Source organism: Bradyrhizobium sp. 191, from assembly GCF_023100985.1.
In the GTDB taxonomy this organism is placed as follows: Bacteria; Pseudomonadota; Alphaproteobacteria; order Rhizobiales; family Xanthobacteraceae; genus Bradyrhizobium; species Bradyrhizobium diversitatis.
In genome coordinates this window covers 2,689,278-2,715,702 of sequence record NZ_CP064692.1, presented here as the reverse complement: position 1 = coordinate 2,715,702, position 26,425 = coordinate 2,689,278, and the positions used below count along the sequence as shown (strand labels likewise).

Below are 26,425 nucleotides of genomic sequence, written 5' to 3'. Positions count from 1 at the left end.
CTGCGTACATGGCCCCGCGCGCCAATTGGAAAGGCTTCCTGAGACTGTCCCTCGTCACCTGTCCTGTGGCGCTCTATCCGGCCACGTCCGAGAGCGAGAAGATCTCGTTCAACCAGCTCAACCGGCAGACCGGCCACCGCATCAAATACGTGAAAGTCGATGCGGACACCGGCGACGAGGTGCCGAACGAGGACATCGTCAAGGGCTACGAACTCGAGAAGGGCCAGTACATCGAGGTATCGAAAGAAGAGCTCGAGGAGATAGCGCTGGAGTCCACGCGCACCATCGAGATCGACGAGTTCGTCGCCAGGTCCGACATCGACGCACGCTATCTGATCCGCCCCTATTACATCCGGCCTGACGGGAAGGTCGGCCACGACGCCTTCGCGGTGATCCGCGAGACCATCCGCGAGATGGACAAGGTCGCGATCGGGCGCGTCGTGCTGACCAACCGCGAGCACATCATCGCGCTGGAGCCGATGGACAAGGGCCTCGTCGGCACCCTCCTGCGCTACCCGTACGAGGTGCGCAGCGAGCAGGACTATTTCGACGACATCCAGGACGTGAAGGTCACCAAGGACATGCTCGATCTCGCCAGGCACATCGTCAACCAGAAGGCCGGGCGATTCGAGCCCGAGAAGTTCGAGGATCATTACGAGACTGCGCTGATCGAGCTGATCAACGAAAAGCGCGCCGGCAAGGTCATCCGGCCGAAGGAGCGGCCGAAGGGCGAGAACGTCGTCGACCTCATGGAGGCGCTGCGGCGCAGCGTAGGCAAGCAAGCCGGGAAGGAGGCCGCGGCTGCGAAGGCAGGCAAGCCGGCGAAGAAGCCGAGGAAGGCGGCGGCCGGCCAGAAGGAGATGCTGATGCCGATCGCAGGCAAGAAGGCGGCCGCCAAGGAGACGTCCGCGAAGAAGCCGGCCGCAGGGGCACGGCGAAAATCGGCGTGAAGCATCCGGTGACACCGGATGGACGCTACTTCGTCGTCCGCGGTCGCCTGTGGCGAATGGCCAACCCCGATCTCGCGGAGGATGAGCGCGGAAGCCTGGTGAAGCGACTGATGGCGGCCAGGCGCGCCGTGCGCGACGCCAAGGCGGACGAAGACCCGGACGCGGAAGTGGCCGCGCATCGTGCGGTAGACGAGGTCAAGCGCGCGCTGGGGGAGCGCGGCCCGGTCTGGTGGACAGACGGCGCGCCGGACTTCAATCGCCACATGGCAAAGAACACGCCCTATGCCGCCTGGTACGCGAAGGTCCTTGCCGCAGGCCTCAAAGGCCCTCGTCGGGGCACTCCGGACAGGTATCGCCGATCGAATCGAGGACGTCGTTGATCTCCGCGACGGCCTGATCGGCAGAGACGCCGTCCGGCGGATCCTGCCGCGCAAGCGCGACCGCGCGTTTCCGGGCGTGCGGGTCGGCTCGATCCCTGGTCCAGCCGTGCTCTTCGCATTCGTTGATGGCGCCAGCCTCGTGCAGCACGTGGATGGCCCATCCGCGCAGGGTGCGGATCGCCGGCCGTCTTTCCCTCGTCATCAGCATGCAAGATTTCTCCTGCGGGGCGAATCCATGCGCCCGCTCGCTCGTTCCGGGCGGTTAGCACGGGTCAGGGATTCCCAAACGGCAGGGCTAGGTTTGTCCACGTGTTCCGGAGGGCCTGTGGAGAATGCGAGGTGTTGCGGCTGACTCTGCATGCGTTGCAAGTACTCAGCAGAGCCAGGCAGGTTTCCTCCTGAGGAACCTGGTGCTGAGAGGCGACTTATGTCGGCATCAGTTTCGGAGGAAAAGCCATGGCCATTGATGCGTTCGCTGGCACCACGCCGGTGTTTCTCCCTGAACAGTTCTTCGTTGGCCGCTTGGAAGGATGGGCGGTGGTCGAAAGCCTCGTCGGCGGGCTTTTGAAGCGGGCGACGATCACGGCTCATGGCGAGCTCGACGCGGACACCGATACTGTCGTCCTGACCGAAACCTACACCTTCGATGACGGCCACAGCGACACGCTGCGCTGGACGATCCACAAGCTGGGCGACGGTCAGTACACCGGCCATGAAAATCGCCTGGAAGGCGAAGCCGCCGGCGAGCAGGCCGGTTGTGCATTCCATTGGAAGTACACGCGCGACACGCCCCAGAGCGATGGCAAGTCGTTCAAGCTGAACTTCGATGACTGGTTCTATGCGATCGATGATCGCGCGTGCATCGTTCGCGGAAGCGCCGGGCGTGCAGGCATCCCTTTCGCGACGGCGCATGTGACTTATCGGAAGCTATAGATTTGGGCTCGGCGGTGACAGTACACTCAGTCGGTGCGAAAGCGGCAATGCGCCCGCCATTTAGTCCAACACTGTCACCGTAATTCCGCGAGACCTCGAAGCGGAGGGGACCGCTCAAGCCGGGCGAATGATGTGTGAAATCAGTGAAGTAAGCGAGGGGCGGGACGATGAGTTCCGCCCTTGTCGTTTGCGGTAAGCCAGTCCCAAATATGGGTTATATTGAACGGGATCAAAGGCGAGAAGTTAACGCGACTCAGGGATACCCTTGTTTCATAGGGTCTTTGGTATTCTGGGCTTTAACCATTCGTCGGTAGGCTCTCGACTAAACTCCCTCAGGTGAGGACGGGGATATGGCGAATAAAAAAGCACCCGCGAGGGTGGGAGGGTTCGTGCGCCCAAAATTCGGGGTGGCACTCGTCTTGGAGCAGTCACCGGTCGTGGTCAACGCTTTCGGGCGACCCCTGGGCTTCATCATCATGATGACTGGCTTGTTCGTGTGCGCTCTCACAACGGTTGGGATTGCGTTTTTCCTTCTACGGTTGGCGAGCAGGTTCTTTGCCAGTTAGGAAGCCCATTGCAAAGAAACGCGCCACGCTTTTCTTTGCCTGGTTGCGGGGTATATTCCAGCAACTGGGGGTGGGGCATGGACAAGATTCGGGAGATACTTCTCTATTTCGTCGCGGCTATGGCTATCTTCGCGCTCATTTGCGCGGTGTATCAGGCCATGAACGAAAAGGTCGCCGCCGGCGGCCTGTTGAGCGCCATTTTCCTAGTGTGTGTGCTCGTCGTCTTCCTTCCCAAGCTGGAGATATTGGAAGCATGGGGCGTTAAGGCTCATCTCGTCCGCACACTTAATGAAGCCGACGAGATACTGGCGAAGCTCCGGCGCTTAGCCGTGATCAACGCGAAGTCCACCTATGAGGCGGTCGGCATTGGCCAAAGGTGGGATGGCCACAGCGCTGTCGAGAATCAGGCAAGGCTCGACGAGATCAACGCGCAATTGGCAGATTTCGGAGTGCCGGAAAAAGAGCGGCGCGACTTAGCGCAAGGCTACATCCGGCTCATGGGATTCGATTTGTACATGCACTATGTCCGCACCCTGGAGCGCTACTTCATCTTTAAGCGTAACGTTCTCCGTATGGTTGGGGAGCGAGACAAGAATGATGGGATGAAAGCTGAGGCCGTCGCCTATGATGAGGTGCTTAAGGACTGGAAGCCAAACAACAAATTATTCCACCAGCTAGGGACGTACTCCCTGGAAGAGGAGCTCACCCGCGTACAACCAAAGGGGCTAAGCGATAGCGACAGGAGGGGTGTTGAGGCATTCAGAAGCCAGATCGTTCGGCTGTACAAGGATAGCGAGGCTAGAGCCGGGTTGACCAAGGAGGCGGCATCGTACCTCGATACGTACAAGGATCTAGGCGGGCAAGATAAGCGCATTATCGAACTGTTCGGCTTCAATCCGAGCGAGACGAGGTAAGCTCCTTGCCAACAGATTCCATAGCGTGAGCCTACCCGAGCGAGTACATCGCACAGGAAAGTCCGAAGTCGGGAAACGGCCAGGGCAATCGTCCGGCATAGGCTGGTGACCGTGGAAGGACGGTCACAGGGACAAGGCCACCGTGTCCAGCAACGGGGCCAAAGAGAGGGCGTCAGGTTGACGTTTGGCCGTTTGTCCTAGCCGCCGTCCTCAACAAAAAGGCCCCTTACCGGGGCCTTGCTTTGCGACCAGCTTAGTCGATGCTGGAGGAGTCCTGGAAGATATGGGGATTGGCCTCGATGTTGCTGGCATCAGCTATTACGGTGACAGTGTACTTAATTTACAGCCTTCGAACCCACGAAAGGGGATGGAATAGTTGAGTGCACTGTCACCGTAATCGTGTCTCACTTCAGGGGTGCAGTCCAGCACTGTCACCGTAATCGGCATTATTTAGCTATCCGAAACATAAACGCGCGCTGAACTCGAAGGCGTGATAGAGTACAGAAGTAACTTCCTGTGCCAAATTAACACCCGGACGGCAATCAGGAATGTCTTTTCCAAACAAATTCGATTGGAGCTTCGACGAGATGATGGCTGCCGATCATCGTCGTGGGGTTACCCTAGAGGCTGACGGATCGCCTAGCTCGTTGCTCATGCGTGTGTGCGGCGCGTTGGAAAAGTCTCTTGAAGTGGGGGAAGTTCGCTTTGCGCGCGAGCGTGCAGAAGGGCAGCCGAATGACTATCGCGCTGTAATACAATTTCACGTTGGCGCACACCTATTCGACTGGTTCTTTAATGGAAGAAGGGGCTACAGGGCGCATTTTTGGGCGGACTATCAGTGTGGCCTCAGATTCAATGATCAACTCATTGACGCTTTGCGGAGCATCTTGGAAACGAGGATTCAAGATGCTGTAGTGGGACGTGAACTGGATGACCGATTTGAAGATATTGGCGCGGCGCGGATTGCGAGGTCTTTTCTGATCAACTCACTGGTGCCGTACCTGTCAAAGGTTTGGCTTTGCACGAAGCGTATCCGGTTGAATGGTGGTACAGAATGGTTGCCAACAGGTGTGCTCGGGCCGCGAATCTTATTGGGCTCTGACGGATCATCCTGGGCGGCACCGCATCGCGACGAGGATGCTGCTTGGCTAGATATAAAAGGAGCGTTTCTTGGAAGGGCAGGAGTTTATCAGCCAAAGACACCTCTTGAGAGAGCCAAAAAACTTCAGGCGACTGGGGAAGCGTGACGTTCGGAGAATTAGCTAACGCGCTCATGACGCCTTCGCCCTGCGGGCTTCGGCGTGTCAGCCTTCGTTCGCTTGGCTGGGAGTTCCTGGCACAGGTTTGCCAAGCCGAAGCTCGCGAAGGCTGGTGGGCCCTATTGGACGCATATCGAACTTTATGCCTCGCCCCGCCTTCTGCCTTCCGCCAAGTATGCGAAGAAAGCCGCGCTATTGCTCCGCTCGTCTGAAGAGAGCCGATGCCGACATTGACACTTCCATAGTACTGTCGGTGTTCGCGTCTCGATAATTCTCGAAAAGCAATTTCAGCGGCAGCGTACCATGGGACGTTTCAATCTCCTCGGTAGTGGACACCGCCACCAGCCGGCAATTTAGCGACTACCGTTCATCCGTAGGGACCAGCTAAGCTCATGCCGGTTTCCATCATGAAAAACCTTCGCGAAAAGCTTAGTCGGTCATTTAAGCGGCGCCTGGCAAAGGCACTTTTGCCCATGTCCGTGCTGCCGACCAAACTTGTCCTGCGGAAGAAGTCTCCTCTCCAAATCCTCGTCGATAGCTCAGTCCTAGCCCATGGAATTACACATGAAGGCGGTAGGATTTCGACGGGATCAGTGATGTGGGGCGGCAAGGTCGAGGTCCCAACGGGTTATTTGGCCAAGATACCTGTTCATGCCCCAAGTAATGACACGCAACTCTACAACGAAGTGCAATACCTTGCGGGAATAGCCCACCTGGCCCGTACAGGATATCTAAAGCTCTGCACGTCGGCCGAACTTAAAGCAGAACAATTCCGGCAACCGATCGGTCGTTTTCAGGGATACGGCTATGCCGATCACAACGTTTTTTCCGGCATCAAGTTTGAAAGTATCGATGGATTCAAGCTTGATCTAAACAACCCCAAGCAAGCTCAACTGGACCGCATCGCGTCCTGCAACGATCCGCGATACCAAGCTCTGCTCGCAAACTTCGGCCAAAAACAGAGCCTGGACGCCTACCATATCTACACCGCAGAAAAGTTCGGCCTGTTTGCGTTCCTGCACATCGATTTCAAGCTTGATGGCTCATTGCAGCGGAAATCGAAGGCGATGCCTTTTGAAAACCTGAAAACCCGCGTCCTCCTGCCTTCGCAGTTTGCGAAGATGATCAATCTTCTGCCTGTCCACACCAATCTGCTGACCTTGGGGGACGATGACACTTTCTTTCCTACTCGAGCCGATTTGCATTCTCAGGATCAGAAACGACACCGCCCAAAGTGCAAGGCCTGATGCGAGTTGCAAGCTAACTGGTCTCAAGCTTGAGCTTGTTGTAGCGATTGCTTATCGGCAGGCCAACTCGTGATTACGGTGACAGTGCATAGAACTTACCTTCGAGCGGAAGCGGCGAACCCTCGGCAGCGCGCATTTCCCCGAATCCAGTCCGCCTTCGCCCTGTGGGCTTCGGCGTGACAGCCTTCGTTCGCTTCGCTAGGTGTTCGTGGCGCTGGCTTGCCCAGCCGAAGCTCGCGAAGCGAGCGAAGGCTGGTGGGCCCGGCAGGACTCGAACCTGCAACCAGACCGTTATGAGCGGCCGGCTCTAACCATTGAGCTACAGGCCCCGCCGCGAGGCGGCCGCGGGAAGGCGGCCGGCAACGGTGCGCGGTTCGTTTACAGGGCCTGAGGCGGGGGTGCAATCCTCAAGCGTTTTCAAGGCGATCCAGGGGAGCGCTAGGGTGCGCGGAACGCGCGGCGCGATGATAGTCGCCGAATTCGGAATAGTCGCATTCTGCCACTGTTTTGCCCGACGAGTCAAAGGATGAAGCGTTCGGCAGGCGTCTTTTCGCAGCGCTTCGCTAAGCTCCTGTGATTGCTCAAGTCCTCTACTGTGCATGGGGTTGTTTTCGCGCTTTTGTCGTGAGGGGGCCTGTTGGCCCCCTCAAACATCTTCCCGGCGAGCGACGGCCCGCCGCACGGCGTCGCCTAGTCCACCGAGACCCCCGCGAACTCGACCACCTTGCGCCACTTCTCGGTCTCGCTCGCGACCAGCTTGCCGAACTCGGCCGGCGTCATCGGCTTGGGGATGCCGCCGGTCTCGGCGAGCTTTGCCACCAGCTTCGGATCCTTCAGCGCTTCGCCGACGGCCTTGTTGAGGATCTCGATCACTTCGGGCGGGGTGCCCTTCGGCGCGGAGATGCCGTAGAAGCCGACCGATTCGAAGCCCGGCACGGTCTCGGCGATCGCGGGCACGTCGGGCACGCTCGGCCAGCGCTGCGGCGAGGTCACGCCCAGCGCGCGGACGGTGCCGCCCTTCACCTGCTCCATGGCCGAGGGGAGGTTGTCGAAGATCAGCTGCACCTTGTTGGAGATGATGTCGGGAAAGGCGATGGCCGAGCCGCGATAGGGCACGTGCACCATGTCGCACTTCGTCATCACCTTGAACAGCTCGGCCGACATGTGCACCGAGGTGCCGTTCCCGGAGGAGGCATAGGAGATCTTGCCGGGGTTGGCGAGGCAGTAGTCGATGAACTCCTTCACCGTCTTCGGCGGGAACGCGTTGGAGACGACCAGCATGTTGGTGAGCTGCATGATGCTGGCCACCGGCACGGTGTCGCGCAGGAAGTCGAACGGCAGCTTCTTGTAGAGCGAGGTCGAGATCGCGTTGTTGGGCGCGACGAACAGCAGCGTGTAGCCGTCCGGCGGCGAATTGATCGCGGCGGCGGCGGCGATGTTGCCGCCGGAGCCGGTGCGGTTCTCGACGATGACCTGCTGGCCGAGCCGCTCCGACAGCCACTGCGCCATGATCCGCGCCACGATATCGACCGGGCCGCCGGCGGAAAAGCCGATCAGCCAGTGCACGGGGCGGTCGGGATAGGCGGCGGAGGCGGGAGGGGTGGTGCTGAAAAGACCTAAGAGGACTGCAAGCCCGAACAAACCGTGACGCAAAATTCGCACCATGACGTCTCCCATTGCTTTATTGTCGTTGGCTGCATGCTTTCACAAAATCGGGTCGCTGCCTATATCGTCGCAAGTCGGTGTTGACGCAGGTCCGCCAGGAGCGACCATGAGATTCGCGATGACCCTTCTCGGTGCGGCGCTGCTCGCAAGTCCCGCTGCCGGCCAAACCGGAGGCACGGCCATTCCGACCACGACGATCAGCCAGACAGTCAGCCTTGGCACCGCGACGCCCGGCGGCGGCTTCCCGCTGTACGGCAACGCCTTTGCCGAGGTGATGAACGCGGCCGATCCGCAAATGTCCATCGCACCCCGCAACACCAAGGGCAGCAACGAGAACATCCCGCTTTTGGAGAAGGGCGAGCTCGATCTCGCGCTGGTCGCGGGCGAGCCGGCCTATGAGGCCTTTGCCGGCATCGGCCGCGCACCCGTGCGGCTGAAGATCCTCACGGCGATCTATTCCAACCCCGGCATGTTCGTGGTGCGCGCGGACAGTCCCTACAAGACCATTCAGGATCTCGTCGGCCAGAAGGTGGCGTTCGGCGCCAGAGGCTCGGGCCTGCCGATCCTGGCGCGCTACGTGCTGGATGGGCTCGGCCTGAAGCAGGACGAGGACTTCAGGGCGGTCTATCTCGACCGCGCCGGCGACGGCCCCGCGATGGTGGAGGACGGCCGCGTCGCCGCGCTGTGGGGCGCCGGCATCGGCTGGCCCGGCTTTGCCGCAGTGGCATCGACCCCGGCAGGCGCGCGCTTCATCGCGCCCAGTGCCGAGGAGATCACGCGCATCCGCGCCAGGCATGCGTTCCTGAAGCCGCTCACCGTGCCGGCGGGCAGCTATCCGAACCAGACCGCGCCGATTGCTTCGCTGGGGTCGTGGAGTTTTGTCCTCACACGCGAGGACCTGCCGGACGATGTTGCCTACCGCCTCGCGAAGACGCTGCATGGCGCAGAAGCGACGTTCTGCAGGAAGCTCGCGCAGGCTTGCGAGACCAATGTGGCGAACACGGTCGCGGCCGCGCCGAAGGCCGAGCTGATCCATCCGGGCGTGATGACATATTTCCGCGAGATCGGCGTGGTGAAATAAGCGCGCTGCATCCGCACTTCCCACCTTCTCCCCTTGTGGGAGAAGGTGGCGCGACCGGATGAGGGGTTGTCTCCGCGCATTCAAATGAGAGTTGGTCCCGCGGAGACAACCCCTCACCCGGCTGCGCTTCGCGCAGCCACCCTCTCCCACAAGGGCTAAGGCGTGCACATATCTCGGAGCCTCCAACTGAGCTGCTGCTGGTTTGATGGACACCGAGATTAGGTGTTTCATGAAGCCGGAGGTGGGCGATGAAGAGACGGAAGTTCAGTCGCGAGTTCAAGATCGAGGCGGTCAAGCTGGTTAGGGAGCGTGGGGTGTCGGTGGCGCAGGCCGGGCGCGACCTGGATGTCCATGAGAACGTTCTGCGCAAATGGGTGAAAGAGTTCGGCTCCGATCCGGTGCAGGCCTTTCCCGGTCACGGCCAGATGAAGCCGGAGCAGCAGGAGATCGAGCGGCTGCGCCGTGAGGTCGCCAAGCTGAAGGCCGAGCGCGACATCCTAAAAAAGGCCGCAGCCTTCTTCGCGAAGGAAGCGACATGAAGTTCGTCTTCATCGCGAAGCACCGGACGATCTGGCCGGTGGCATGGCTATGCGATGCGCTCGGAGTATCGCGGTCGGGCTTCCATGCCTGGCTCAACCGCTCTCCCAGCGCCAGATCCCGCAGCGACGAGGAGCTCGGCGGCAAGGTCAAGGCCAGCTTCGCCGCCAGCGACCGCACCTATGGCGCACGCCGGGTGTGGCGCGACCTGCTCGCCGAAGGGGCGGATTGTGGCCTGCACCGGATTGAGCGGCTGATGCGGCTGCAAGGCTTGCGGGCGCGGCCGCGACGTCGACGCTTGCCGAAGGACAGCGGCGATCGACAGCTTGAGACCGTACCGGCGAACCTCCTTGACCGGCAGTTCGCCGCCGAGCGTCCGAACCAGAAATGGATCGCCGACTTCACCTATCTCTGGACGGCCGAAGGCTGGCTCTATGTGGCGGCGGTGATCGACCTGTTCTCGCGCCGGGTGGTGGGCTGGTCGATGAGTGCCGCCATGACCGCACAGCTCGTGACGGACGCATTGTTGATGGCCGTCTGGCGACGCGGCAAGCCGGATGCGCTGTTGCATCACTCCGACCAGGGCAGCCAGTACACAAGCGAGCAGTTCCAGCGCCTGATGGCCGACCACGGCATCGTTTGCAGCATGAGCCGATCCGGCAACGTCTGGGACAACGCGGCGATGGAAAGCTTCTTCTCCTCGCTCAAGACCGAGCGTACGGAAAGCAAAACCTACAGGACCAGAGACGAGGCACGAGCCGATGTGTTCGACTACATCGAAAGATTCTACAACACCACCCGCAGGCACTCGACCATCGGCTATCTCAGCCCGGTTGAGTTCGAGCGCAAGGTAGGATTAGCTTAACCCGGTGTCCATCAAACCGGCAGCAGCTCAAACCGGCTGACATTTGCTTGAAGCGGTGCCATCCTCTGCGCATAGTGATGGGACCTGGTGGCCGCTCCGAGGCGTAGCCGGTCCATCCTCCGAGGCGAGCGATGATCCATGCGAGCCATGCGACAGAGTGCTTGGAGTGAGGGTTCTTTTGCTTGACAGTCCTGCCTTCGAGCTGGACCTGCAAGATTTCGAGGATCGGCAGTTGGTCCGGAGGCACCACGTCGGTGGCGGGGCGGTCGACCGTGCCATCACGGGCGAGGACGAGCTGCATGATCTTGGTAGCTGCCGTCATCGCGATGGCAGCGAGCTTGAACAATGCCTCAGCCGCCTCGACTTGGCTGCTCTCGATGTCGAGGCCTTGGCTTTTACTGGTGCGGAACAACTGCTCGATGTGCCAGCGCTGACGGTACCAATCAACGATCTGCAGCGCCTGCTTCACGGTCGTCACCGTATGAGTGGTGAGAAGGCGCCAGTGGATCGACTCCCCGATAACGGGATCCAGTTCCTTCACTTCAACCAAGCGCAACGTCAATTGACGCGCAGCTTTCCGGTCGCTGCAGTTGGCCGGGCGCTTGATGGTCACCCCGCCAAAGCGCAGTGCGATCTTGGCCGTTCGTGCCGCACGGCCGGGCTGTGCCCGAACCTCCAAGTCGAAGCTATGCTGGACCGGCCAACTTTCGGCAATATCAAACAGCTTTCCGCCGCCCACCAGGGCGCGATCGCGACAGGCACGTGTAAGCAAATGGGTCCGTGCGTCAGGAATCCGGTCAAATTCCTCGTAAATGTCGCTCTCACGGTCGCCAACCACCGTGACCATCGCCGCAGCAGCAAGCGCACTCTTGGCGTCGGCCGCGCTCTTTATCCAACGATAGGACTCCTTCTCTTCGATTGGCTGGCTCTGGTAATCGGGCGACGCAGGCCCCTGGCGCGTCCAAATCTGCATCCCAGCGAGCCCGAGCAAGGCTCCGCTCCCGGCGTCAACGGCCAACACCGGATGCACAAACAGGCCTGGGTCAATCCCGTTCCCGGAAGGGCCAAGGCCGCGGACCCGGCCCGCATGCCTCGCGTAGTTCAGTTCCGTCGTGTCCTGGATCGCAAGCACATGCAGGCCTGCACACTGCTTCGACAGCACCTCTGCGCCATGCCCGACGATCTCGTCCACCGTTACGCTCGGATTGTTCAGCCACCGGCTGAAGCCGACCCATTCGGCGCGGCCATCGGCCGCTGCTCGCAGATTCATCGTCACGCGTTCGACGGCGCGCCGCAACAACAGCGCCCCCTTTTGGCCAGTCGAACGTCTCCAAAACGGCCGACCGACCAATCCATTCCTGCCTTCAATGCGGTTATCCTTCTTAACCGCATTACAAAGAATCAGACTCGATTCACTTAAGGCAAGAAAATTCTGTGCACGCCTTAGCCCACAAGGGGGAGAGGGTGCACCGTCAGCGCGGTTTCATCGTCACTTCTTCACCATCGCACAGGCCGGGTCCGGCGGGCCGAACGCCTTGTCGCCGGAGATCGTGGTGAGGATCTTGTAATAGTCCCACGGATATTTGCTTTCCTCCGGCGTCTTCACTTGCACCAGCCAGAGGTCGTGCACCATCAGATTGTCCTCGCGCAGTTTGCCGTTGCGGGCGAAGAAATCCTCGATCGGCTTCTCGCGCATCTTGGCCGCGACCTTGAGCGGATCGTCGGTGCCGGCCGCCTTGATGGCGTTGAGATAGTGCATCACGCTGGAATAGACGCCGGCCTGCCACATCGACGGCATCTTGTTCATCTTGGCGAAATAACGCTTGGACCATTCGCGGGTCTTGTCGTCCATGTCCCAATAGAACGAGGTGGTCAGCAGCAGGCCTTGCGCGGCCTGCAGCCCGAGGCCGTGGATGTCGGTGATCAGCGCCAGCAGCGCCGCCATCTGCTGGCCGCCCTTGAACACGCCGAATTCCGAACCGGTCTTGATCTCGTTCATGTTGTTCGGGGGACCTGCGGCAATGCCGATGATCTTGGCCTTGGAGGCCTGGGCCTGCAGCACGAAGGAGGAGAGGTCGGGCGTCGCCAGCGGCGGCCGCACCGAGCCCAGCACCTTGCCGCCATTGGCGGTGACGACGGCGGATGCATCGCGCTCCAGCGAGTGGCCGAAGGCGTAGTCGTCGGTGATGAAGAACCAGCTGTCGCCGCCGCGCTTGACCACCGCATCCGCGGTGCCGACCGCGAGCGCGCGGGTGTCGAACACCCATTGGATCGCGTAAGGCGAGCAGAACTTGCCGTGGAAATCCGCGGTGCCGGTGGAGTGGGTGATGAACAGCCGCTTCTTCTCGTTGGCGACGTTCTGCACCGCGAGCCCGACCGCGGAGACCGGCACGTCGACGATCAGATCGACCTGCTCGACGTCGTACCAGCGCCGCGCGATCGTGCCGCCGATATCGGCCTTGAGCTGGTGGTCGCCGATCACGACGCTGATCGGCTTGCCGAGCACGGTGCCGCCGAAATCGTCGATCGCCATCTGCGCCGCGGTCACCGAGCCCTGGCCGGTCGGCGCGGAGGCGGGACCGTTCATGTCGGTGAGCACGCCGATCTTGACGACGTCGTCGGAGACCTGCGCCATTGCGGCACCCGGCAGCAATGCCGTCACCAAGGCAGCCGCGACCGGCAGTCCAAATCTGGTTGGATTCACGCTTGTCCTCCCCTGAGCCGGCTCGTTGGCCGCTGTTGCATCCGGGTATGGCCCGGCTGAATTGGTTTCTTTTGCAACTATTCGGGGGTGGGCGTCAACGTCAGGCCGCGAAGCGGATCTGTCCTGCGGGCGAGGGATCGTAGCCGGTCAGTTCCTCGGCGCGCTGGCGCAGCCGCCGCTCGTTCAGGAAGCGGATCACGGCCTGCATCGCCGGGCGGAAATAGCTGCGCTGCCGCATCGCGAGGTCGAGATTCTCCCAGACCAGCGGCACGAAATCGAGACCGGCCGAGCGCGCCGCGGCGCGCGTCGCGATGCCGCAATCGGCCTGGCCGGCGCGGACCAGTTCGGCGAGATCCGGCCCGGTCAGGGCCGACGTTTCGATGCGGCGCAAATCGCGCGTCGAGGCGCCCGCGCGCCTCAGGAGCACGTCGAGCAGCATCTGCGCGCCCGTGCCCTGTTGCCGCATCGCCATGCGGGCGCCGAGTGCGAGCACGTCGGTCAGGCCGTGCAGCCGCTTGGGATTGCCGTGCGGCAGCACCAGACCCTCTTCGCGGCGCACGAACGCGACCAGCACCACATCATGCAGGTCCGGCGTGGCCCGCAAAGCTTCGATATTGGCATCGCTGGCGAGATCGTCCGAGGCGGTCGAGGCGTGGAAGTGCACCGCCGCGGCCATCACCTCGTTGCGCTGCAGGCGCTCCAGCCCGCGCGCGCTGCCCTCGCTCATCGATCCCAGACCAGAGCCGGATTCGCGCAGGCTCCAATCCAATAATTCGTCCTGGCTGCCGCCGACGACCGGCGGCGGCTCCGCGATCAACATGCCGGCCGGACGTGCCAGCCCCGACAGGACCCAGAGGTCGAGCTCGTGCCGCGGGAAGAGCCATTTCCCCGTCACTTTGGTGCAGGGGATCGCACCGGTCGTGACAAGTTCGTAAAGCTTGCGTTCGCCGAGCCGAAGATATTCGGCGGCTTCGCTGGTCGTCAGGAATTCCATCCTGCATTCCTATGCAAATTATTGCTTCTTTTTGACGCCCGACGCAGGTGGAATTCTGCATTTCAGATTTTTTGTCGGCAGGAACCATGCCCGATCATCTCGCCGCTTTGCAATACATCCCGCACGCGCGTTTCCTGCTTTGGTGAACGATCCTGAATCATTGCTCGCGCGGTGCGCTCGGCGGCGTTGCCGAAACTTCCCGGCCGGACCGCGCGAAAATGCGTCACGAGTGCGGCGCAATCGCTCATCATCATGATCGCGTCATAGCCAAGGGAACCCCGATCATGGGCCGCCTGTCCGTTGTATTTGCGCTTCTCTGCGGGCTTGCCGCGGGCATTGCGGCGTCATCCGCGGAGGACCGCGGCCTCGTCCTCGCCACGACCACGGCGACGCAGGAGTCCGGCCTGCTCGATCATCTGCTGCCGATCTTCCGCGACAAGACCGGCATCGAGGTCACCGTGATCGCGCGGCGCGCCGACGAAGTGCTCGACGGGGCGCGACGGGGCGAGGTCGACGTCGTGCTGATGCACGCGCGGCCTCAGGAGGAGAAATTCGTCGCCGACGGTTTTGGCGTGAAGCGCTACGACGTGATGTACAACGATTATGTGCTGATAGGGCCGAAGAGCGATCCCGCGGGCGTGAAGGGCAAGGACATTGCAACGGCGCTGAAGGCGATCGAAGCCAAGGGCGCGCCGTTCGTGACGCGGGGCGATCGGTCAGGCACCCACGCCGCGGAACTTGCGCTCTGGATCGTCGCCGGCATCGACATCGCCGCCGCCAAGGGCGCCTGGTATCGCGAGGCCGGGCAGGGCATGGCCTCGGCGCTCCACGCAGCGCGCGCCGCGAATGCCTATGTGCTGTCGGATCGCGGCAGCTGGATCGCCTTCAAGGATCGCGGCGATCTCGACATCGTCGTCGAAGGCGACAGGCGTCTGCTCAACCAGTACGGCGTGATGCTGGTCAACCCTGAGAAGTTTCCGAACGTGAAGAAAGACCTCGGCCAGACCTTCATCGACTGGCTGACATCGCCGGAGGGGCAGACGGCGATCGCCGGCTACAAGGACGACGGGCAGCAGCTGTTCTTCCCCAACTCCGACAGGTCGGGCGGTTGAGACTCGCATCGCGGGCGGTTGCCAAAGCGGGCGATGCATGGTCCATCATGGCGCATGACCCAGCACCTGCCGCCCTCGCTGACGCCGCTCGAGACCGCCCTCGCCGCGTTGCTGCGAGGCGTTGATCCCGTCGCGCCGGTGGAGGTGCCGTGCGCAGAAGCGATCGGCTGCATCGCGGCGGGTACTCCGCTGCTTGCCGCCTATCCTTCGCGCGACATTGCCGCCGCGGACGGCTGGGCGCTAAGCGCCAACGATCTCGTCGGCGCGTCCTCCTATTCGCCGCTGCCTTTGACAGGCGTGCCGGTGTGGGTCGAGGCCGGCGACGCGATGCCGGCAGGATCCGACTGTGTGCTCGATGCCGATGCCGTGGAGGTGTCGGGGCCGCTGGCGCAGGTGCTGGCGGAGGGCGTGCCCGGACAGGGGGTCCGGCGCGCCGGCAGCGACATTGCGAACGGCACGCCTGCCGGCGCCGAGGGCCATCCGGTCGGTGCGGCCGATCTCTTGATGGCGCGCGTTACGGGTCTGGAAAAGCTCGGCGTGCGGCGGCCCCGGCTGCACATTGTCAATGTTCCGGGCGCGACGGCAACGATGCATATGGTCGCCGGGCTCACGCGGGCGGCGGGACTCGACGTCGAGACGCGTCAAGCTCGGGCACGCGACGAAGCATCGATTGCCGATGTGCTCGATGCGTCCTCTTGCGATCTTCTGCTGATGATCGGCGGCAGCGGGGTGGGCCGCCAGGACGCTGCCATCACGGCCCTGGCCCGGCGTGGTGCGGTGCTGGCGCACGGCCTTGCGCTCCAGCCCGGACGCACTGCCGCGGTTGGTCGGCTCGGACAGGTTCCCGTCGTCGCCTTGCCCGGCTCGCCCGATCATGCGCTTGCGGCCTGGCTCGCGCTCGTGTTGCCGCTGGCCGATCGTCTGTCGGCGCGTCGGCCGCGCCGACGAGTGACCTTGCCGCTCGCGCGAAAAGTCGCATCCGATGTCGGCATCGCCGAGATCGCTTTGCTGGCCGGGGAACATCGCGCCTGGATGCCGCTTGCCGTGGGCGAATGGCCGCTTCAGGCCATCGCCCGTGCGGACGCGTGGCTGCTCATTCCCGCCAGTCACGAGGGATCTGCGGCAGGTACGCCCGTCGATGCCCATCTGTTGCGGGAGTGATATGGCCCTGGCATGACGATGATCCCGAAATCACCGGACCGCAGCGCGCTCGATCAGGAGCAGTTTCTCGATATCCTCTCGCGCGAGGAGGCCCTGGCGCGCTTCGAGGCGTCCTTGTTCCCGCGCGCGCTTCCGAGCGAGTCGCGCAAGCTCGCTGCCGCACTCGGTGCGGCACTCGCCGAAGACGTCACCGCAACGATCGACGTGCCGCCGTTCGACCGGTCCAATGTTGACGGCTTTGCCGTGCGCGCCGCGGATCTTGCGCCGGCCGGCGAGGGCGCGCCCGTGCGCCTCGTGCTGAATGGCGAGACCATTCATTGCGGCACCGCGCCGACGCTGCAGGTGGCGGCGGGTACCGCGACGCCGATTGCCACCGGCGGTCCGCTGCCGCGCGGCGCCGATGCCGTAGTTATGGTCGAGCACACCCAGCCGGCCGGCCTCGATGCGATCGACGTCCGTCGCGCCGTCTCGCCGGGGCAGTTCGTCTCATACGCGGGATCCGACATCGCGCGCGGCGAGGCGCTGCTGCGCGCCGGCACTCTCATCGGCTCGCGCGAGATCGGCATGCTGGCGGCCTGCGGCATTGCCGAGGTGAGCGTCGTGCGCAAGCCGCTGGTTGCCGTGATCTCCACCGGCGACGAACTGGTGCAGCCCGGCCAGCCGCTCGCGCCTGCCGAGATCTACGATACCAACGGCGCCATCGTCGCGGCCGCGGTCGACGAGAATGGCGGCGAGGCCGTCTTCCTCGGTGCCATTCCCGACGATGAAGCCAGGCTCGAAGCGGCCATGCGCCGCGCGCTTGCAGACTCCGACATGCTGGTGCTGTCGGGCGGTACGTCGAAAGGTGCGGGCGATCTCTCCCATCGCATCATCGGCCGGCTCGGCGCACCCGGTATCATCGCGCATGGTGTTGCGCTCAAGCCCGGCAAGCCGCTGTGCCTTGCGGTGTGCGACGGCAAGCCGGTGGTGATCCTGCCGGGCTTTCCGACCTCGGCGATGTTCACCTTCCACGACATGATCGTGCCGGTGCTGCGCAAGATGGCCGGCCTGCCGCCGCGCTCCGATGCCAAGGTCAACGCGACCGTGCCGGTGCGCATTGCCTCCGAGCTTGGCCGCACCGAATTCGTCATGGTCTCGCTGGTCGAGGGCAAGGGCGGCCTGATCGCCTATCCCTCCGGCAAGGGGTCCGGCGCGATCACGTCATTTGCGCAAGCGGACGGTTTCTTGCGTATCGATGCGCTGGCGGACCAGATGCCGGCCGGGACTGAAGCCGAAGTGACGCTGTTCACGCCGCATGTGCGCGTGCCCGATCTCGTCATCGTCGGCAGCCATTGCACCGGCCTCGATCTCGTCACCGCACCGCTCGCGCATGCCGGCCTGACGGTTCGCTCAATCGCGGTCGGCAGCCTCGGCGGGCTTGCGGCGGCCAGGCGAGGCGAATGCGACCTCGCGCCGATCCACCTGTTCGACGATCGAAGCGAGACTTACAACACATCTTATCTCGTTGAGGGGCTCGAGCTCGTCCCCGGCTGGCGGCGGATGCAGGGCATTGTGTTCCGCAAGGGCGACACGCGCTTCGAGGGCCTGAACGCGAAGGATGCGGTCGCTGCCGCGCTCGCTGACTCCACCTGCATCATGGTCAACCGCAACCAGGGCGCCGGCACACGCATCCTGATCGACCGGCTGCTCGGCGGCGCGCGTCCGGAAGGCTATTGGAACCAGCCCCGGTCGCACAACGCGGTTGCGGCGGCCGTCGCCCAGCACCGCGCCGACTGGGGCATGACCATCGCGCCGGTCGCCTATGCGGTCGGCCTCGGCTTCATTCCGCTGGCGGAAGAACACTATGACTTCGCACTGGTGACGGCGCGCAAAGACCGGCCGGCCGTGCGGGCTTTTATCGATGCACTCGGCTCGGACGAGGCGCGCGCGGCACTGGAGCGGGCCGGATTCCGGCCCGCATAGCGTCTCGCGCGCCAACATCCGGCTGGAGGAAAGGACCGACGCGAGCAGCGTCTATGGTGACGGGGCTGGTGGTGCCGCTGGCGGCCTGAGCGGAGCGCTCCCGTGCTCGGTCCGGTCGAGGGCGATGAACTTAGACGGCCGCCGCTGCGACCAAGGGACGTGAGCCAGATCATGACCGCGTCAACATCCGCAAATTTCCGCAAGATTGCTGCACTCGTCGCAGTGGCCGGCACGCTGTTCTGGCTCTACACCTTCTACTTCATCGCTCATGTCCCGCCCGGGGACGGCACCGGCTTTCAATGGCTCGCGGTGTTTCCGCTGGGCATGATCTTCATGCTGTTCTTCGTGCCGGCCTGGCTGCTGATCGCGATCGGCCGCTTGCCGCGGTTCACCATCGTCGTCGGCCTCTGCGGCCTGATCGCGTTCGCGATCATCTGGTCGCAGCTGCTCAACGAGTTTCCGAAATCCTGAGGTCGCTAGACTAGGATGCCTCATCCAGCGCCGCCAGGCGCTCGGCCTCGGAGATGTCCTCGACCGTGTTGGCATTGAAGAACGGATTGAGCGGCTCCGCCGGCCACGTCACCGTTGCGAGCGGATAGCGCGCGGTCCAGCGGTCGATCTTGCGGAGATCCTCGACGACCAGCGCGTGACGCAGCTCGTCGCGCAAGGCGACGCGCCACAGGCCGATCACCGGATGCGACTGCTGGCCTGACGCGGCGACTGCAAGCTGCGCGTTCTCGCGCGCGCGTGCGTCATGCAGCCGTGCGACGAGATCGCGCGGCAGGAACGGGCAGTCGCCGGCGGCGCTGAGCACCCATTCGATCTCCGGCCGGTTCGTCGCCGTCCAGTCGAGCGCAGCGAGGATGCCGGCGAGGGGGCCGGGAAAGCCGGGCACGTCGTCGGCGACGACTTGCAGGCCGAACGCAGCAAAGCGGGCGGGATCGCCGTTCGCGTTGAGGATCAGCCCGCTGCACTGGGGCGAAAGGCGCGCGATCACGCGCTCCAGGATGGTACGCCCGCCAATGGTGCGCATCGGCTTGTCGCCGCCGCCCATGCGCCGTGCGAGGCCGCCGGCGAGCAGCACGCCGAGAGTCGATGGAACGCCCGTTGTCGGAATCCTAGTCGTCACCACCTTCACCCTTGCGCTTGTGTCTGGCCGACTCCTCCTCGACGTAAGCAAGGTTCTGGTCGTAGACGATGCGCTCCTCGCCTGCGAGCGCAATGAAGCGCTTTCCGCGGGTGCGTCCCACCAGCGTCAGCCCGACCTGCCTTGCGAGATCGACGCCCCAGGCGGTGAAGCCGGAGCGCGACACCAGAATCGGAATGCCCATGCGGACAGTCTTGATCACCATCTCCGAGGTGAGACGCCCGGTGGTGTAGAGGATCTTGTCGCCAGGCTCGACGCCGTGGCGGTACATCCAGCCCGCGATCTTGTCGACGGCGTTGTGGCGGCCGACGTCCTCGGTGTAGCAGAGTGGTTCTCCCGCCTTGCACAGCACACAGCCGTGGATCGCGCCGGCTTCGAGATAGAGCGAAGGCATGGTGTTGATGGTCTGCGTCATCTGGTAGAGCCAGGAGGTGCGCAGCTCGGCCTTCGGCAGCGCGACGCTCTCGACGGCCTCCAGCAGATCACCGAAGGCGGTTCCCTGCGCGCAGCCTGAGGTCTGAGTGCGCTTCTTCAGCTTGGCCTCGAAATTGGTGTGATGTGCGGTGCGCACCACGACCACCTGGAGGTCGTCGTCGTATTCGACCTCGGTGACCACGTCGTTGAATTTCAGCATGTTCTGGTTCAGCAGATAGCCGAGCGCCAGATATTCGGGATAGTCGCCGATCGTCATCATGGTGACGATCTCCTGGGCATTCAGGTAGAGCGTCAGTGGCCGTTCCATCGGGACCTTGATCTCGACCTTGGCGCCGGTCTGGTCGGTCCCGGTCACGCTCTGGGTCAGGCGCGGGTCGTCGGGATTGGGGATGATCAGGGGCACCGGGGCTTTGTCGATCTTCATCATGGCGGCGAGGTTAGCATGACATTCGGGTCAAGCCGATATAAGCATGGCGTGGAAAGAGCGAAATGCCGCCTCGGCGTCATTGCGAGCGCAGCGAAGCAATCCAGGATCTTTCCACGGAGGCAGTCTGGATTGCTTCGCTACGCTCGCAATGACGGGAGAGGCCGGAGGTTCCATAGGCCAGCGAGCCGTTGGCGGAGATCGAACGGTTATGAAAGTCATCGGCCTGGCAGGCTGGAGCGGTGCGGGCAAGACAACGCTATTGACGCGGCTGATCCCGCATTTCAACGCGCAGGGCCTGCGCGTCTCCGTGATCAAGCATGCGCATCACCAGTTCGACGTCGACGTGCCGGGCAAGGATTCCTGGCGCCATCGCGAGGCCGGCGCGGCGGAGGTGCTGGTCGCCTCGTCCAACCGCTGGGCGCTGATGCATGAGCTGCGCGGGGCGGCGGAGCCGCGGCTGCCGGAGCTGCTCGGCAAGCTCTCCGCCGTCGATCTCGTCGTGGTCGAGGGTTTCAAGCGTGAGCCGCATCGCAAGATCGAGGTGCACCGCGCCGGCAACGGCAAGCCGCTGCTGTTTCCCGATGATCCCGGCATTGCCGGGATTGCGAGCGACGTCGCGATTGACACAAGGCTGCCGACTGTCCATCTCGACGATATCGCGGCTGCCGCGGAACTGTTGCTGCGCGCGGCGATGCCGGTCGAGGAAGCGGTGGCAAAGAGCGCCGCGATAGGCTGACGAGGCACCATGGCGCAACTATCGGACGATTGCTTTGCCTTCGGCGGCCCGGTGATGTCGGTCGACGAAGCCGTTGGCCTCATCACGACGCGCGTCAACGCGATTGTCGATCTCGAAACCGTTGCGCTGGTCGATGCCGACGGGCGCGTGCTCGCGCGCGATGTGGCCGCGCCTTTGCCGCTGCCGCCGTTCACCAACTCCGCCGTCGACGGTTACGCCGTGCGCAACGCCGACCTTCCGGCAAGCGCAGAACGGGCCTTCCCGCTCGACGGCCGCATCCAGGCCGGCGGTCTTGCGCAAGCGCCGATCAGGCCCGGCCACACCGCGCGCATCTTCACGGGCGCGCCGATGCCGCCCGATGCGGACACCGTCTTCATGCAGGAGGACGTCCGCATCGATGCTTCAGGCAGGATCGTGCTGCCGCCGGGGCTGAAGCGTGGGGCCAATGTCCGGCCCGCAGGCGAGGACATTCCGCAGGGTCACGTCGCGCTCCGCGCCGGCCAACGCTTGCGACCGCAGCATGTCGCCCTTGCCGCCGCGTTCGGCCTGACGGGGCTCGAGGTCGTCAGGCGCATCCGTGTCGCCGTGTTCTCGACCGGCGACGAATTGGCGTCGCCCGGCGAGCCGCGCGCCGCCTCGCAGCTGTTCGATTCCAACCGTTTCATGCTGCTGGCGATGCTGCGCCGGCTCGGCTGCGAGGTCAGCGACCTCGGCATTCTGCGCGACGAGCGCAGTTCGCTCGCGAACGGCTTGAAGCAGGTCGCGGGTCACCATGACCTGATCCTCACCACCGGCGGCGTCTCGACCGGCGAGGAGGATCACGTCAAGGCGGCGGTCGAGAGCATCGGCTCGCTGGTGCTGTGGCGGATGGCGATCAAGCCCGGCCGTCCCGTGGCGATGGGCATCATCGGCGGCACGCCGCTGATCGGATTGCCCGGCAATCCCGTCGCGAGCTTCGTGACGTTCGTCCATGTGGTGCGACCGACGGTGTTGGCGCTCGCGGGTGGCTTGCCGGAGCCGTTGACGCCCATCCCGCTGCGCGCGGCGTTCACTTATAAGAAGAAGGCCGGCCGGCGGGAATATGTGCGCGCCTCGCTACGGCGCGCGCGGGACGGTGCGCTCGAGGCGATCAAGTTTCCGCGCGAGGGGGCCGGGCTGCTGTCGTCGCTGGTCGAGACCGATGGCCTCGTCGAACTCGGCGAGGACGTCACGAATGTCGAGCCGGGGCAGGACGTCGGATTCCTCTCCTACGCGGGTCTGCTCTAGGCGCCCTTGCGTTGACGTGATCGACCGGTCCCGCCATGTTGCAGCCATGACCAGAACCATGCTCGATCTCACCGGACTGAAATGCCCGCTGCCTGCCCTGAAGACGCGCAAGGCGCTCAAGCCTTTGCAGCCGGGCGATCAGCTCGAGGTTCACTGCACCGATCCATTGTCGGTGATTGACATTCCGAACCTGATCCGCGAGACCGGCGACAAGGTCGAGATCACCGAGCGCAACGAGGCGCGCATCGTGTTCCTGGTCGAAAAGAGCGACGCCCCGTAGAAAGGCGAATGTTCACGGCGGCGACCTTTGACTATGCTGCGCCTGCGGGGGAACGGCCGTCGCTTCGCTGCAATGCGAAAGACGCCGATTATTGCGGTGGGATGATCTCGAACCCAAGATTCTCAAACCTAAGACATCGGGAATGACCTTCTCAACATCGAGAGCAAGCGCAGCCGCAAATCCCGCGGTCGGACGCGAGCCTGACGTCAAGCTCGGCAAGGCGGCTGCAGGACCGGAGTTCAGCGCGCTGGCGCAGGCCTCCATCCTGATCGTTGACGACGAGCCGGGCATGCGCAATTTCCTGGTGCGCACGCTTGCGCCGCGCTGCAAGCTGGTGGACGAGGCGGCCGATACCGACCAGGCGTCGCGCAAGCTCGATTCCAACCGCTACGACGTCGTCATTCTCGACAACATCATGCCCGGCAAGAATGGCGTCGACTGGCTCGCCGAGCAGCGCGCCGTCGGCTTCTTCGCCGATGCCATCCTGATCACCGCCTATGCCGACCTCGACACCGCGATCCAGGCCCTGCGCGCCGGTGCGGCCGATTTCGTGCTCAAGCCGTTCCGCTCCAACCAGATCCTCAACGCGGTGGCACGATGCCTCGACCGCGTCCGTCTCCAGCGCGAGAATTATGTCCTGCGCTATGCTCTGCGTGCCTCGTCCGACCGCACCTTTCTGCGCGACAATCTGATCGGACAGTCGGCAGCGACGCTGCGCGTGCGTGAGACCATCGCGCGCGTCGCGCGCCTGCCGACCTCGATTCTCCTCACCGGCGAATCCGGCACCGGCAAGGAAGTGGCAGCGCGCTCGATCCACTCGCTGTCCGACCGCGCCGACAAGCCCTTCGTGCCGGTGAATTGCGCGGCGATCCCGCCCGACATGATCGAGGCCGAGCTGTTCGGACACATCAAGGGCGCCTTCACCGGCGCCGATTCGGGCCGCGAGGGCCTGTTCCTGTACGCGCATGGCGGCACGCTGTTCCTCGACGAGATCGGGGAGCTGCCGCTGCCGATGCAGAGCAAGCTGCTCCGCGTGCTCGAAGACCGCCGCGTTCGCCCGGTCGGCTCCGAGCGTGAGGTTCCGGTCGACCTGCGCTTCATCTTCGCGACCAATGCCGAGCTGCAGAAGGAGGTCGAGAAGGGCCGTTTCCGCGCCGATCTGTTCTACCGGCTCAACGTGATGCAGATCCGCCTGCCGCTCCTGAAGGATCGCGGCGACGACGTACAGGAGCTCGCCACCATCTTCATGAGCAAGCTGTCGGTGCAGCTCGGCATGCCGCCGGTGCCGATCGACGCCTCGGTGCGGGCGGCGCTGGCAAGCTATGATTGGCCGGGCAATGTGCGCGAGCTGCGCAATTTGATCGAGCGCACGCTGATCCTCGGCGCCTTCCCCGACGATTTCGCCGGTCACCGCAACAACGGTCAGTCGGCGCCAGCCGACAGTCTCGCGGAGCTCGAGCGCCGTCACATTCTCGGCGTGCTGAAGGAGGTCAATGGCAACCGCGAGGAAGCGGCTCGGCGTCTCGGCATCTCGCGCAAGACCATCGACCGCAAATGCGCGTTGTGGGATGTCTGATGCTGCCGGCCGCAGCGGCGAGCCCGTGCGGGGACGCTCCGTCCGCTTCCGGCTGCTCGCGATCGCGCTGCTGCCGATGCTGGTCATCCTGCCGCTCCTGCTCGGCGTTGCGATCTATCGCTGGAACGCGAAATTCGACGCGACCCTGATCTCCAAGGTGAACGGCGATCTCACCATCGCCCACCAATATCTCGCCCGCATCCTGGAAAAGACCGGCGTCCAGCTGCGGGCGCTCAGCCTGTCGGCCCGCTTCCACGAGGTGCTGGCGCCGGATGCGCGCAGCTCCCTGCAGGATCTGCTCGAGGAGACCCGCAAGGAGATCGGTCTCGATTTCCTGTATCTGACCAACGATCGCGGGCATGTCCTGGCCTCGTCGCCGCCGTTGCAGCGTCGACCGAGGAGCGACTGGCCGATCATCACCTCGGCGCTGTCGGGCCAGGTCCCTGCAACAGGCGTCGACATCTTCGGCAATGACGAGCTCGCCGCGATCTCGCCGGCCCTCGCCGAGCGCGCGCGATTGGACCTCGTGCCGACCCCGAACGCAGTGCCGACCGACCGCAGCACGGAGACGCGCGGCATGGTCGTGCATGCGGCGAGCCGGGCGATGCTGCCTGACGGTGGCGCCGCTGCGCTGGTCGGCGGCACGCTGCTCAACCAGAACCTGGAATTCATCGACACGATCAACGATCTCGTTTATCGCGCGGCGAGCCTGCCGGAGGGCAGCCAGGGGACCGCGACGCTGTTCCTGGACGACGTGCGGATATCGACCAACGTCCGCCTGTTCGAGGGACGGCGCGCGCTCGGCACGCGCGTGTCGGCTGCGGTGCGCTCGGCCGTGCTGGGCGAGGGGCGCACCTGGCTCGACAGCGCCTTCGTGGTCAATGACTGGTACATCTCCGCCTACGAGCCGCTGGTCGACAGTTACGGCAAGCGGGTCGGCATGCTCTATGTCGGCTTCCTGGAGAAGCCGTTCAGCGAAGCCAAATACCAGACATTGGTGATCATCGTCGCAGCGTTCATCGCCATCACCGCTGCGACCGTGCCGATCTTCCTGCGCTGGGCGAGCTCCATCTTCATGCCGCTGGAGCGCGTCACGGCGACGATCAGCGAGGTGGAGCGCGGGAATCTCTCCGCCCGCACCAAGATGCCGGTGCTGGGTGACGAGATCGGCCGCGTCGCGGTTCATCTCGACAGCCTGCTCGACCAGATCCAGGAACGCGACCGACAGCTCCGGGAGTGGAATGAGGAGCTGAACATCCGCGTGCGCGAGCGCACGCGCGACCTCGAGCACGCCAATCTCAAGCTCGAGGCGACCACCAAGCAGCTCATCATGTCCGAGAAGCTGGCTGCAATCGGCGAGATCACCGCCGGCGTGGCCCATGAGATCAACAATCCGATCGCGGTGATGCAGGGCAATCTCGACGTCATCCGCAGCGTGTTCGGCGCCGATGCTGACAAGGCGAAGGTCGAGTTCCGCCTGCTCGACGAGCAGATTCACCGCATCAGCCAGATCGTGACCAAGCTGCTGCAGTTCGCAAGACCGGAGGAATATGCCGGCTATGTCGAGCGCCATGCGCCGGCCAGCGTCATCTCCGACTGTCTGCCGCTGGTGCAGCATCTTCTGAACAAGACCGAGATCGGCGTGGTCAGGGACGACCGCGCCAACTGGCTCGTGCTGATGAACCGCAACGAGCTGCAGCAGGTCCTGGTCAATCTCATCGTCAACGCGATCCACGCCATGCCGGACGGCGGAACCCTGACGCTTCGCTCCTTCGATGCCGAGCGCGACGGCCATCGAGGCGTCGCCATCGAAGTCACTGATACCGGCATCGGCATGAGCACCGAGGTGATCGAAAAGATATTCGATCCCTTCTTCACCACGAAACAGCGGCAAGGCACCGGGCTCGGCCTCTCCATCAGCCAGACGCTGATCAAGCGCCAGGGCGGACAGATCACGGCCGAAAGCCGCGTCGGCTCCGGAAGTACATTCACGGTGTGGCTGCCGGAAGCGGCCTGATTGGACATTTTGTCCGAGGGATTCAGGACATTCTGTCCCCTGCAATATATTGCATTGCGGGAAGTCGTTGAATCGTCACGATGCGGCTTCTGGCACGTGCGTTGCTCATCTCATGACAGGGTGTTGAGGGGGATGAGGGCGCGATAGCCGTCACGGCAACGCTGCTTGCGAGGCGAAGGACAACCCGCGATCGGCTGCTTGCTCAGCGCAT

Annotated in this window: 25 protein-coding genes and 1 tRNA gene; 17 read left to right on the top strand and 9 right to left on the bottom strand. The window is 63.6% G+C overall.

Features of this window, described 5'->3' with window-relative positions; genetic code table 11:
* The first annotated feature begins 8 nt into the window (after positions 1-8).
* The gene (locus IVB23_RS12515; protein WP_061879349.1) at positions 9-950 is read left to right on the top strand and encodes a Ku protein; all 942 of its coding nucleotides are present in this window, start codon (positions 9-11) and stop codon (positions 948-950) included.
* A complete protein-coding gene (locus IVB23_RS12510; RefSeq protein WP_247803752.1) occupies positions 947-1,330 on the top strand; it encodes a hypothetical protein in 384 nt (127 codons plus the stop codon). Before IVB23_RS12515 ends, IVB23_RS12510 begins: the two co-directional genes overlap by 4 nt.
* On the opposite strand, the gene IVB23_RS12505 is transcribed toward IVB23_RS12510, so the two are convergent.
* A complete protein-coding gene (locus IVB23_RS12505) occupies positions 1,269-1,538 on the bottom strand; it encodes a hypothetical protein (protein WP_061879348.1) in 270 nt (89 codons plus the stop codon). The two genes, IVB23_RS12510 and IVB23_RS12505, sit on opposite strands and share 62 nt — an antisense overlap.
* Positions 1,539-1,786: 248 nt before the next feature.
* On the opposite strand from IVB23_RS12505, the gene IVB23_RS12500 reads away from it, so the two are divergent.
* The 4 genes from IVB23_RS12500 to IVB23_RS12485 all read left to right on the top strand — a co-directional run bounded on the left by IVB23_RS12500 (position 1,787) and on the right by IVB23_RS12485 (position 6,249).
* The gene (locus IVB23_RS12500) at positions 1,787-2,263 is read left to right on the top strand and encodes a DUF3833 family protein (protein WP_247803750.1); all 477 of its coding nucleotides are present in this window, start codon (positions 1,787-1,789) and stop codon (positions 2,261-2,263) included.
* Positions 2,264-2,906: 643 nt separating this feature from the next.
* Positions 2,907-3,743: a hypothetical protein gene (locus tag IVB23_RS12495; protein WP_247803748.1), complete on the top strand. Its 837-nt coding sequence runs from the start codon at positions 2,907-2,909 to the stop codon at positions 3,741-3,743.
* Between the two features lie 587 nt (positions 3,744-4,330).
* Complete coding sequence (locus IVB23_RS12490; protein ID WP_247803746.1) at positions 4,331-4,990, top strand: hypothetical protein; 660 nt, start codon at positions 4,331-4,333, stop codon at positions 4,988-4,990.
* Between the two features lie 404 nt (positions 4,991-5,394).
* Complete coding sequence (locus tag IVB23_RS12485; RefSeq protein ID WP_247803745.1) at positions 5,395-6,249, top strand: hypothetical protein; 855 nt, start codon at positions 5,395-5,397, stop codon at positions 6,247-6,249.
* Positions 6,250-6,502: 253 nt separating this feature from the next.
* Here IVB23_RS12485 and IVB23_RS12480 read toward each other — a convergent pair.
* Positions 6,503-6,578 (bottom strand) — tRNA-Ile (locus tag IVB23_RS12480).
* Positions 6,579-6,939: 361 nt separating this feature from the next.
* Positions 6,940-7,914 (bottom strand): tripartite tricarboxylate transporter substrate binding protein, encoded by a 975-nt coding sequence (locus IVB23_RS12475; RefSeq protein WP_247803743.1) that lies wholly within the window; start codon positions 7,912-7,914, stop codon positions 6,940-6,942.
* Positions 7,915-8,020: 106 nt separating this feature from the next.
* Between IVB23_RS12475 and IVB23_RS12470 the strand changes: the two genes are divergently transcribed.
* Together IVB23_RS12470 and IVB23_RS12465 are read left to right on the top strand one after the other, a co-directional pair.
* Complete coding sequence (locus tag IVB23_RS12470) at positions 8,021-8,995, top strand: TAXI family TRAP transporter solute-binding subunit (RefSeq protein WP_247803741.1); 975 nt, start codon at positions 8,021-8,023, stop codon at positions 8,993-8,995.
* A 248-nt stretch (positions 8,996-9,243) separates the two neighbouring features.
* Positions 9,244-10,397 (top strand): IS3 family transposase gene (locus tag IVB23_RS12465; RefSeq protein WP_247800703.1). Its coding sequence is split into 2 segments (ribosomal slippage): positions 9,244-9,493 and positions 9,493-10,397, totalling 1,155 coding nucleotides; the frame shifts between segments, so codons are not numbered across the junction.
* Here the strand turns inward: IVB23_RS12465 and IVB23_RS12460 are convergent.
* From IVB23_RS12460 to IVB23_RS12445, 4 genes are all read right to left on the bottom strand, one after another.
* Positions 10,357-11,697 carry an IS4 family transposase gene (locus IVB23_RS12460; RefSeq protein ID WP_247803739.1) on the bottom strand — a complete coding sequence of 447 codons (1,341 nt, stop codon included), beginning with the start codon at positions 11,695-11,697 and terminating at the stop codon, positions 10,357-10,359. The genes IVB23_RS12465 and IVB23_RS12460 overlap by 41 nt on opposite strands.
* Before the next feature lie 189 nt (positions 11,698-11,886).
* The gene (locus IVB23_RS12455; RefSeq protein ID WP_247803737.1) at positions 11,887-13,101 is read right to left on the bottom strand and encodes an ABC transporter substrate-binding protein; all 1,215 of its coding nucleotides are present in this window, start codon (positions 13,099-13,101) and stop codon (positions 11,887-11,889) included.
* Positions 13,102-13,201: 100 nt separating this feature from the next.
* Entirely contained in the window at positions 13,202-14,095 is an 894-nt protein-coding gene (locus IVB23_RS12450; RefSeq protein WP_247803736.1) for a helix-turn-helix transcriptional regulator, read from the bottom strand.
* 62 nt (positions 14,096-14,157) lie between these two features.
* The gene (locus IVB23_RS12445; protein WP_247803734.1) at positions 14,158-14,349 is read right to left on the bottom strand and encodes a hypothetical protein; all 192 of its coding nucleotides are present in this window, start codon (positions 14,347-14,349) and stop codon (positions 14,158-14,160) included.
* Between the two features lie 30 nt (positions 14,350-14,379).
* Here IVB23_RS12445 and IVB23_RS12440 point away from each other — a divergent pair, with 30 nt between their 5' ends.
* The 4 genes from IVB23_RS12440 to IVB23_RS12425 all read left to right on the top strand — a co-directional run bounded on the left by IVB23_RS12440 (position 14,380) and on the right by IVB23_RS12425 (position 18,801).
* Entirely contained in the window at positions 14,380-15,207 is an 828-nt protein-coding gene (locus tag IVB23_RS12440; protein WP_247803732.1) for a substrate-binding domain-containing protein, read from the top strand.
* A gap of 54 nt (positions 15,208-15,261) precedes the next feature.
* The gene (locus IVB23_RS12435; protein WP_247803730.1) at positions 15,262-16,368 is read left to right on the top strand and encodes a molybdopterin-binding protein; all 1,107 of its coding nucleotides are present in this window, start codon (positions 15,262-15,264) and stop codon (positions 16,366-16,368) included.
* 12 nt (positions 16,369-16,380) lie between these two features.
* On the top strand, positions 16,381-18,330 hold the full coding sequence (locus tag IVB23_RS12430; protein ID WP_247803728.1) for a molybdopterin biosynthesis protein: 1,950 nt from the start codon (positions 16,381-16,383) through the stop codon (positions 18,328-18,330).
* A gap of 171 nt (positions 18,331-18,501) precedes the next feature.
* A complete protein-coding gene (locus IVB23_RS12425) occupies positions 18,502-18,801 on the top strand; it encodes a hypothetical protein (protein WP_247803726.1) in 300 nt (99 codons plus the stop codon).
* Positions 18,802-18,811: 10 nt separating this feature from the next.
* Here the strand turns inward: IVB23_RS12425 and mobA are convergent, their stop codons facing one another.
* Both mobA and IVB23_RS12415 read right to left on the bottom strand, forming a co-directional pair.
* Positions 18,812-19,384, bottom strand: coding sequence for a molybdenum cofactor guanylyltransferase MobA (gene mobA, locus IVB23_RS12420; RefSeq protein ID WP_247804829.1), 573 nt, complete (start codon positions 19,382-19,384; stop codon positions 18,812-18,814).
* 64 nt (positions 19,385-19,448) lie between these two features.
* On the bottom strand, positions 19,449-20,339 hold the full coding sequence (locus tag IVB23_RS12415) for a formate dehydrogenase accessory sulfurtransferase FdhD (RefSeq protein WP_061878736.1): 891 nt from the start codon (positions 20,337-20,339) through the stop codon (positions 19,449-19,451).
* 208 nt (positions 20,340-20,547) lie between these two features.
* On the opposite strand from IVB23_RS12415, the gene mobB reads away from it, so the two are divergent.
* The 5 genes from mobB (at position 20,548) to IVB23_RS12390 (ending at position 26,214) form a co-directional block, all read left to right on the top strand.
* Positions 20,548-21,075: a molybdopterin-guanine dinucleotide biosynthesis protein B gene (mobB, locus tag IVB23_RS12410; protein WP_061878737.1), complete on the top strand. Its 528-nt coding sequence runs from the start codon at positions 20,548-20,550 to the stop codon at positions 21,073-21,075.
* Positions 21,076-21,084: 9 nt separating this feature from the next.
* Positions 21,085-22,341, top strand: coding sequence for a gephyrin-like molybdotransferase Glp (gene glp, locus IVB23_RS12405; RefSeq protein WP_247803724.1), 1,257 nt, complete (start codon positions 21,085-21,087; stop codon positions 22,339-22,341).
* A gap of 46 nt (positions 22,342-22,387) precedes the next feature.
* A complete protein-coding gene (locus tag IVB23_RS12400; RefSeq protein WP_061878739.1) occupies positions 22,388-22,621 on the top strand; it encodes a sulfurtransferase TusA family protein in 234 nt (77 codons plus the stop codon).
* A 142-nt stretch (positions 22,622-22,763) separates the two neighbouring features.
* Positions 22,764-24,197: a sigma-54 dependent transcriptional regulator gene (locus tag IVB23_RS12395; RefSeq protein WP_247803722.1), complete on the top strand. Its 1,434-nt coding sequence runs from the start codon at positions 22,764-22,766 to the stop codon at positions 24,195-24,197.
* Entirely contained in the window at positions 24,190-26,214 is a 2,025-nt protein-coding gene (locus IVB23_RS12390; protein WP_247803720.1) for a cache domain-containing protein, read from the top strand. The genes IVB23_RS12395 and IVB23_RS12390 overlap by 8 nt, the downstream gene beginning before the upstream one ends.
* The last annotated feature ends 211 nt before the right edge of the window (positions 26,215-26,425 follow it).

Coding starts and splice junctions, on each gene's coding strand:
- IVB23_RS12485 (WP_247803745.1), top strand. CDS start 5,395: ATGCCGGTTTCCATCATGAAAAACCTTCGCGAAAAGCTTAGTCGGTCA.
- IVB23_RS12450 (WP_247803736.1), bottom strand. CDS start 14,095: ATGGAATTCCTGACGACCAGCGAAGCCGCCGAATATCTTCGGCTCGGC.
- IVB23_RS12470 (WP_247803741.1), top strand. CDS start 8,021: ATGAGATTCGCGATGACCCTTCTCGGTGCGGCGCTGCTCGCAAGTCCC.
- IVB23_RS12515 (WP_061879349.1), top strand. CDS start 9: ATGGCCCCGCGCGCCAATTGGAAAGGCTTCCTGAGACTGTCCCTCGTC.
- IVB23_RS12425 (WP_247803726.1), top strand. CDS start 18,502: ATGACCGCGTCAACATCCGCAAATTTCCGCAAGATTGCTGCACTCGTC.
- IVB23_RS12395 (WP_247803722.1), top strand. CDS start 22,764: ATGACCTTCTCAACATCGAGAGCAAGCGCAGCCGCAAATCCCGCGGTC.
- glp (WP_247803724.1), top strand. CDS start 21,085: ATGGCGCAACTATCGGACGATTGCTTTGCCTTCGGCGGCCCGGTGATG.
- IVB23_RS12500 (WP_247803750.1), top strand. CDS start 1,787: ATGGCCATTGATGCGTTCGCTGGCACCACGCCGGTGTTTCTCCCTGAA.
- IVB23_RS12445 (WP_247803734.1), bottom strand. CDS start 14,349: ATGATGATGAGCGATTGCGCCGCACTCGTGACGCATTTTCGCGCGGTC.
- IVB23_RS12490 (WP_247803746.1), top strand. CDS start 4,331: ATGATGGCTGCCGATCATCGTCGTGGGGTTACCCTAGAGGCTGACGGA.
- IVB23_RS12435 (WP_247803730.1), top strand. CDS start 15,262: ATGACCCAGCACCTGCCGCCCTCGCTGACGCCGCTCGAGACCGCCCTC.
- IVB23_RS12430 (WP_247803728.1), top strand. CDS start 16,381: ATGACGATGATCCCGAAATCACCGGACCGCAGCGCGCTCGATCAGGAG.
- IVB23_RS12505 (WP_061879348.1), bottom strand. CDS start 1,538: ATGCTGATGACGAGGGAAAGACGGCCGGCGATCCGCACCCTGCGCGGA.
- IVB23_RS12495 (WP_247803748.1), top strand. CDS start 2,907: ATGGACAAGATTCGGGAGATACTTCTCTATTTCGTCGCGGCTATGGCT.
- IVB23_RS12390 (WP_247803720.1), top strand. CDS start 24,190: ATGTCTGATGCTGCCGGCCGCAGCGGCGAGCCCGTGCGGGGACGCTCC.
- mobB (WP_061878737.1), top strand. CDS start 20,548: ATGAAAGTCATCGGCCTGGCAGGCTGGAGCGGTGCGGGCAAGACAACG.
- IVB23_RS12475 (WP_247803743.1), bottom strand. CDS start 7,914: ATGGTGCGAATTTTGCGTCACGGTTTGTTCGGGCTTGCAGTCCTCTTA.
- IVB23_RS12400 (WP_061878739.1), top strand. CDS start 22,388: ATGACCAGAACCATGCTCGATCTCACCGGACTGAAATGCCCGCTGCCT.
- IVB23_RS12440 (WP_247803732.1), top strand. CDS start 14,380: ATGGGCCGCCTGTCCGTTGTATTTGCGCTTCTCTGCGGGCTTGCCGCG.
- mobA (WP_247804829.1), bottom strand. CDS start 19,384: ATGGGCGGCGGCGACAAGCCGATGCGCACCATTGGCGGGCGTACCATC.
- IVB23_RS12415 (WP_061878736.1), bottom strand. CDS start 20,339: ATGATGAAGATCGACAAAGCCCCGGTGCCCCTGATCATCCCCAATCCC.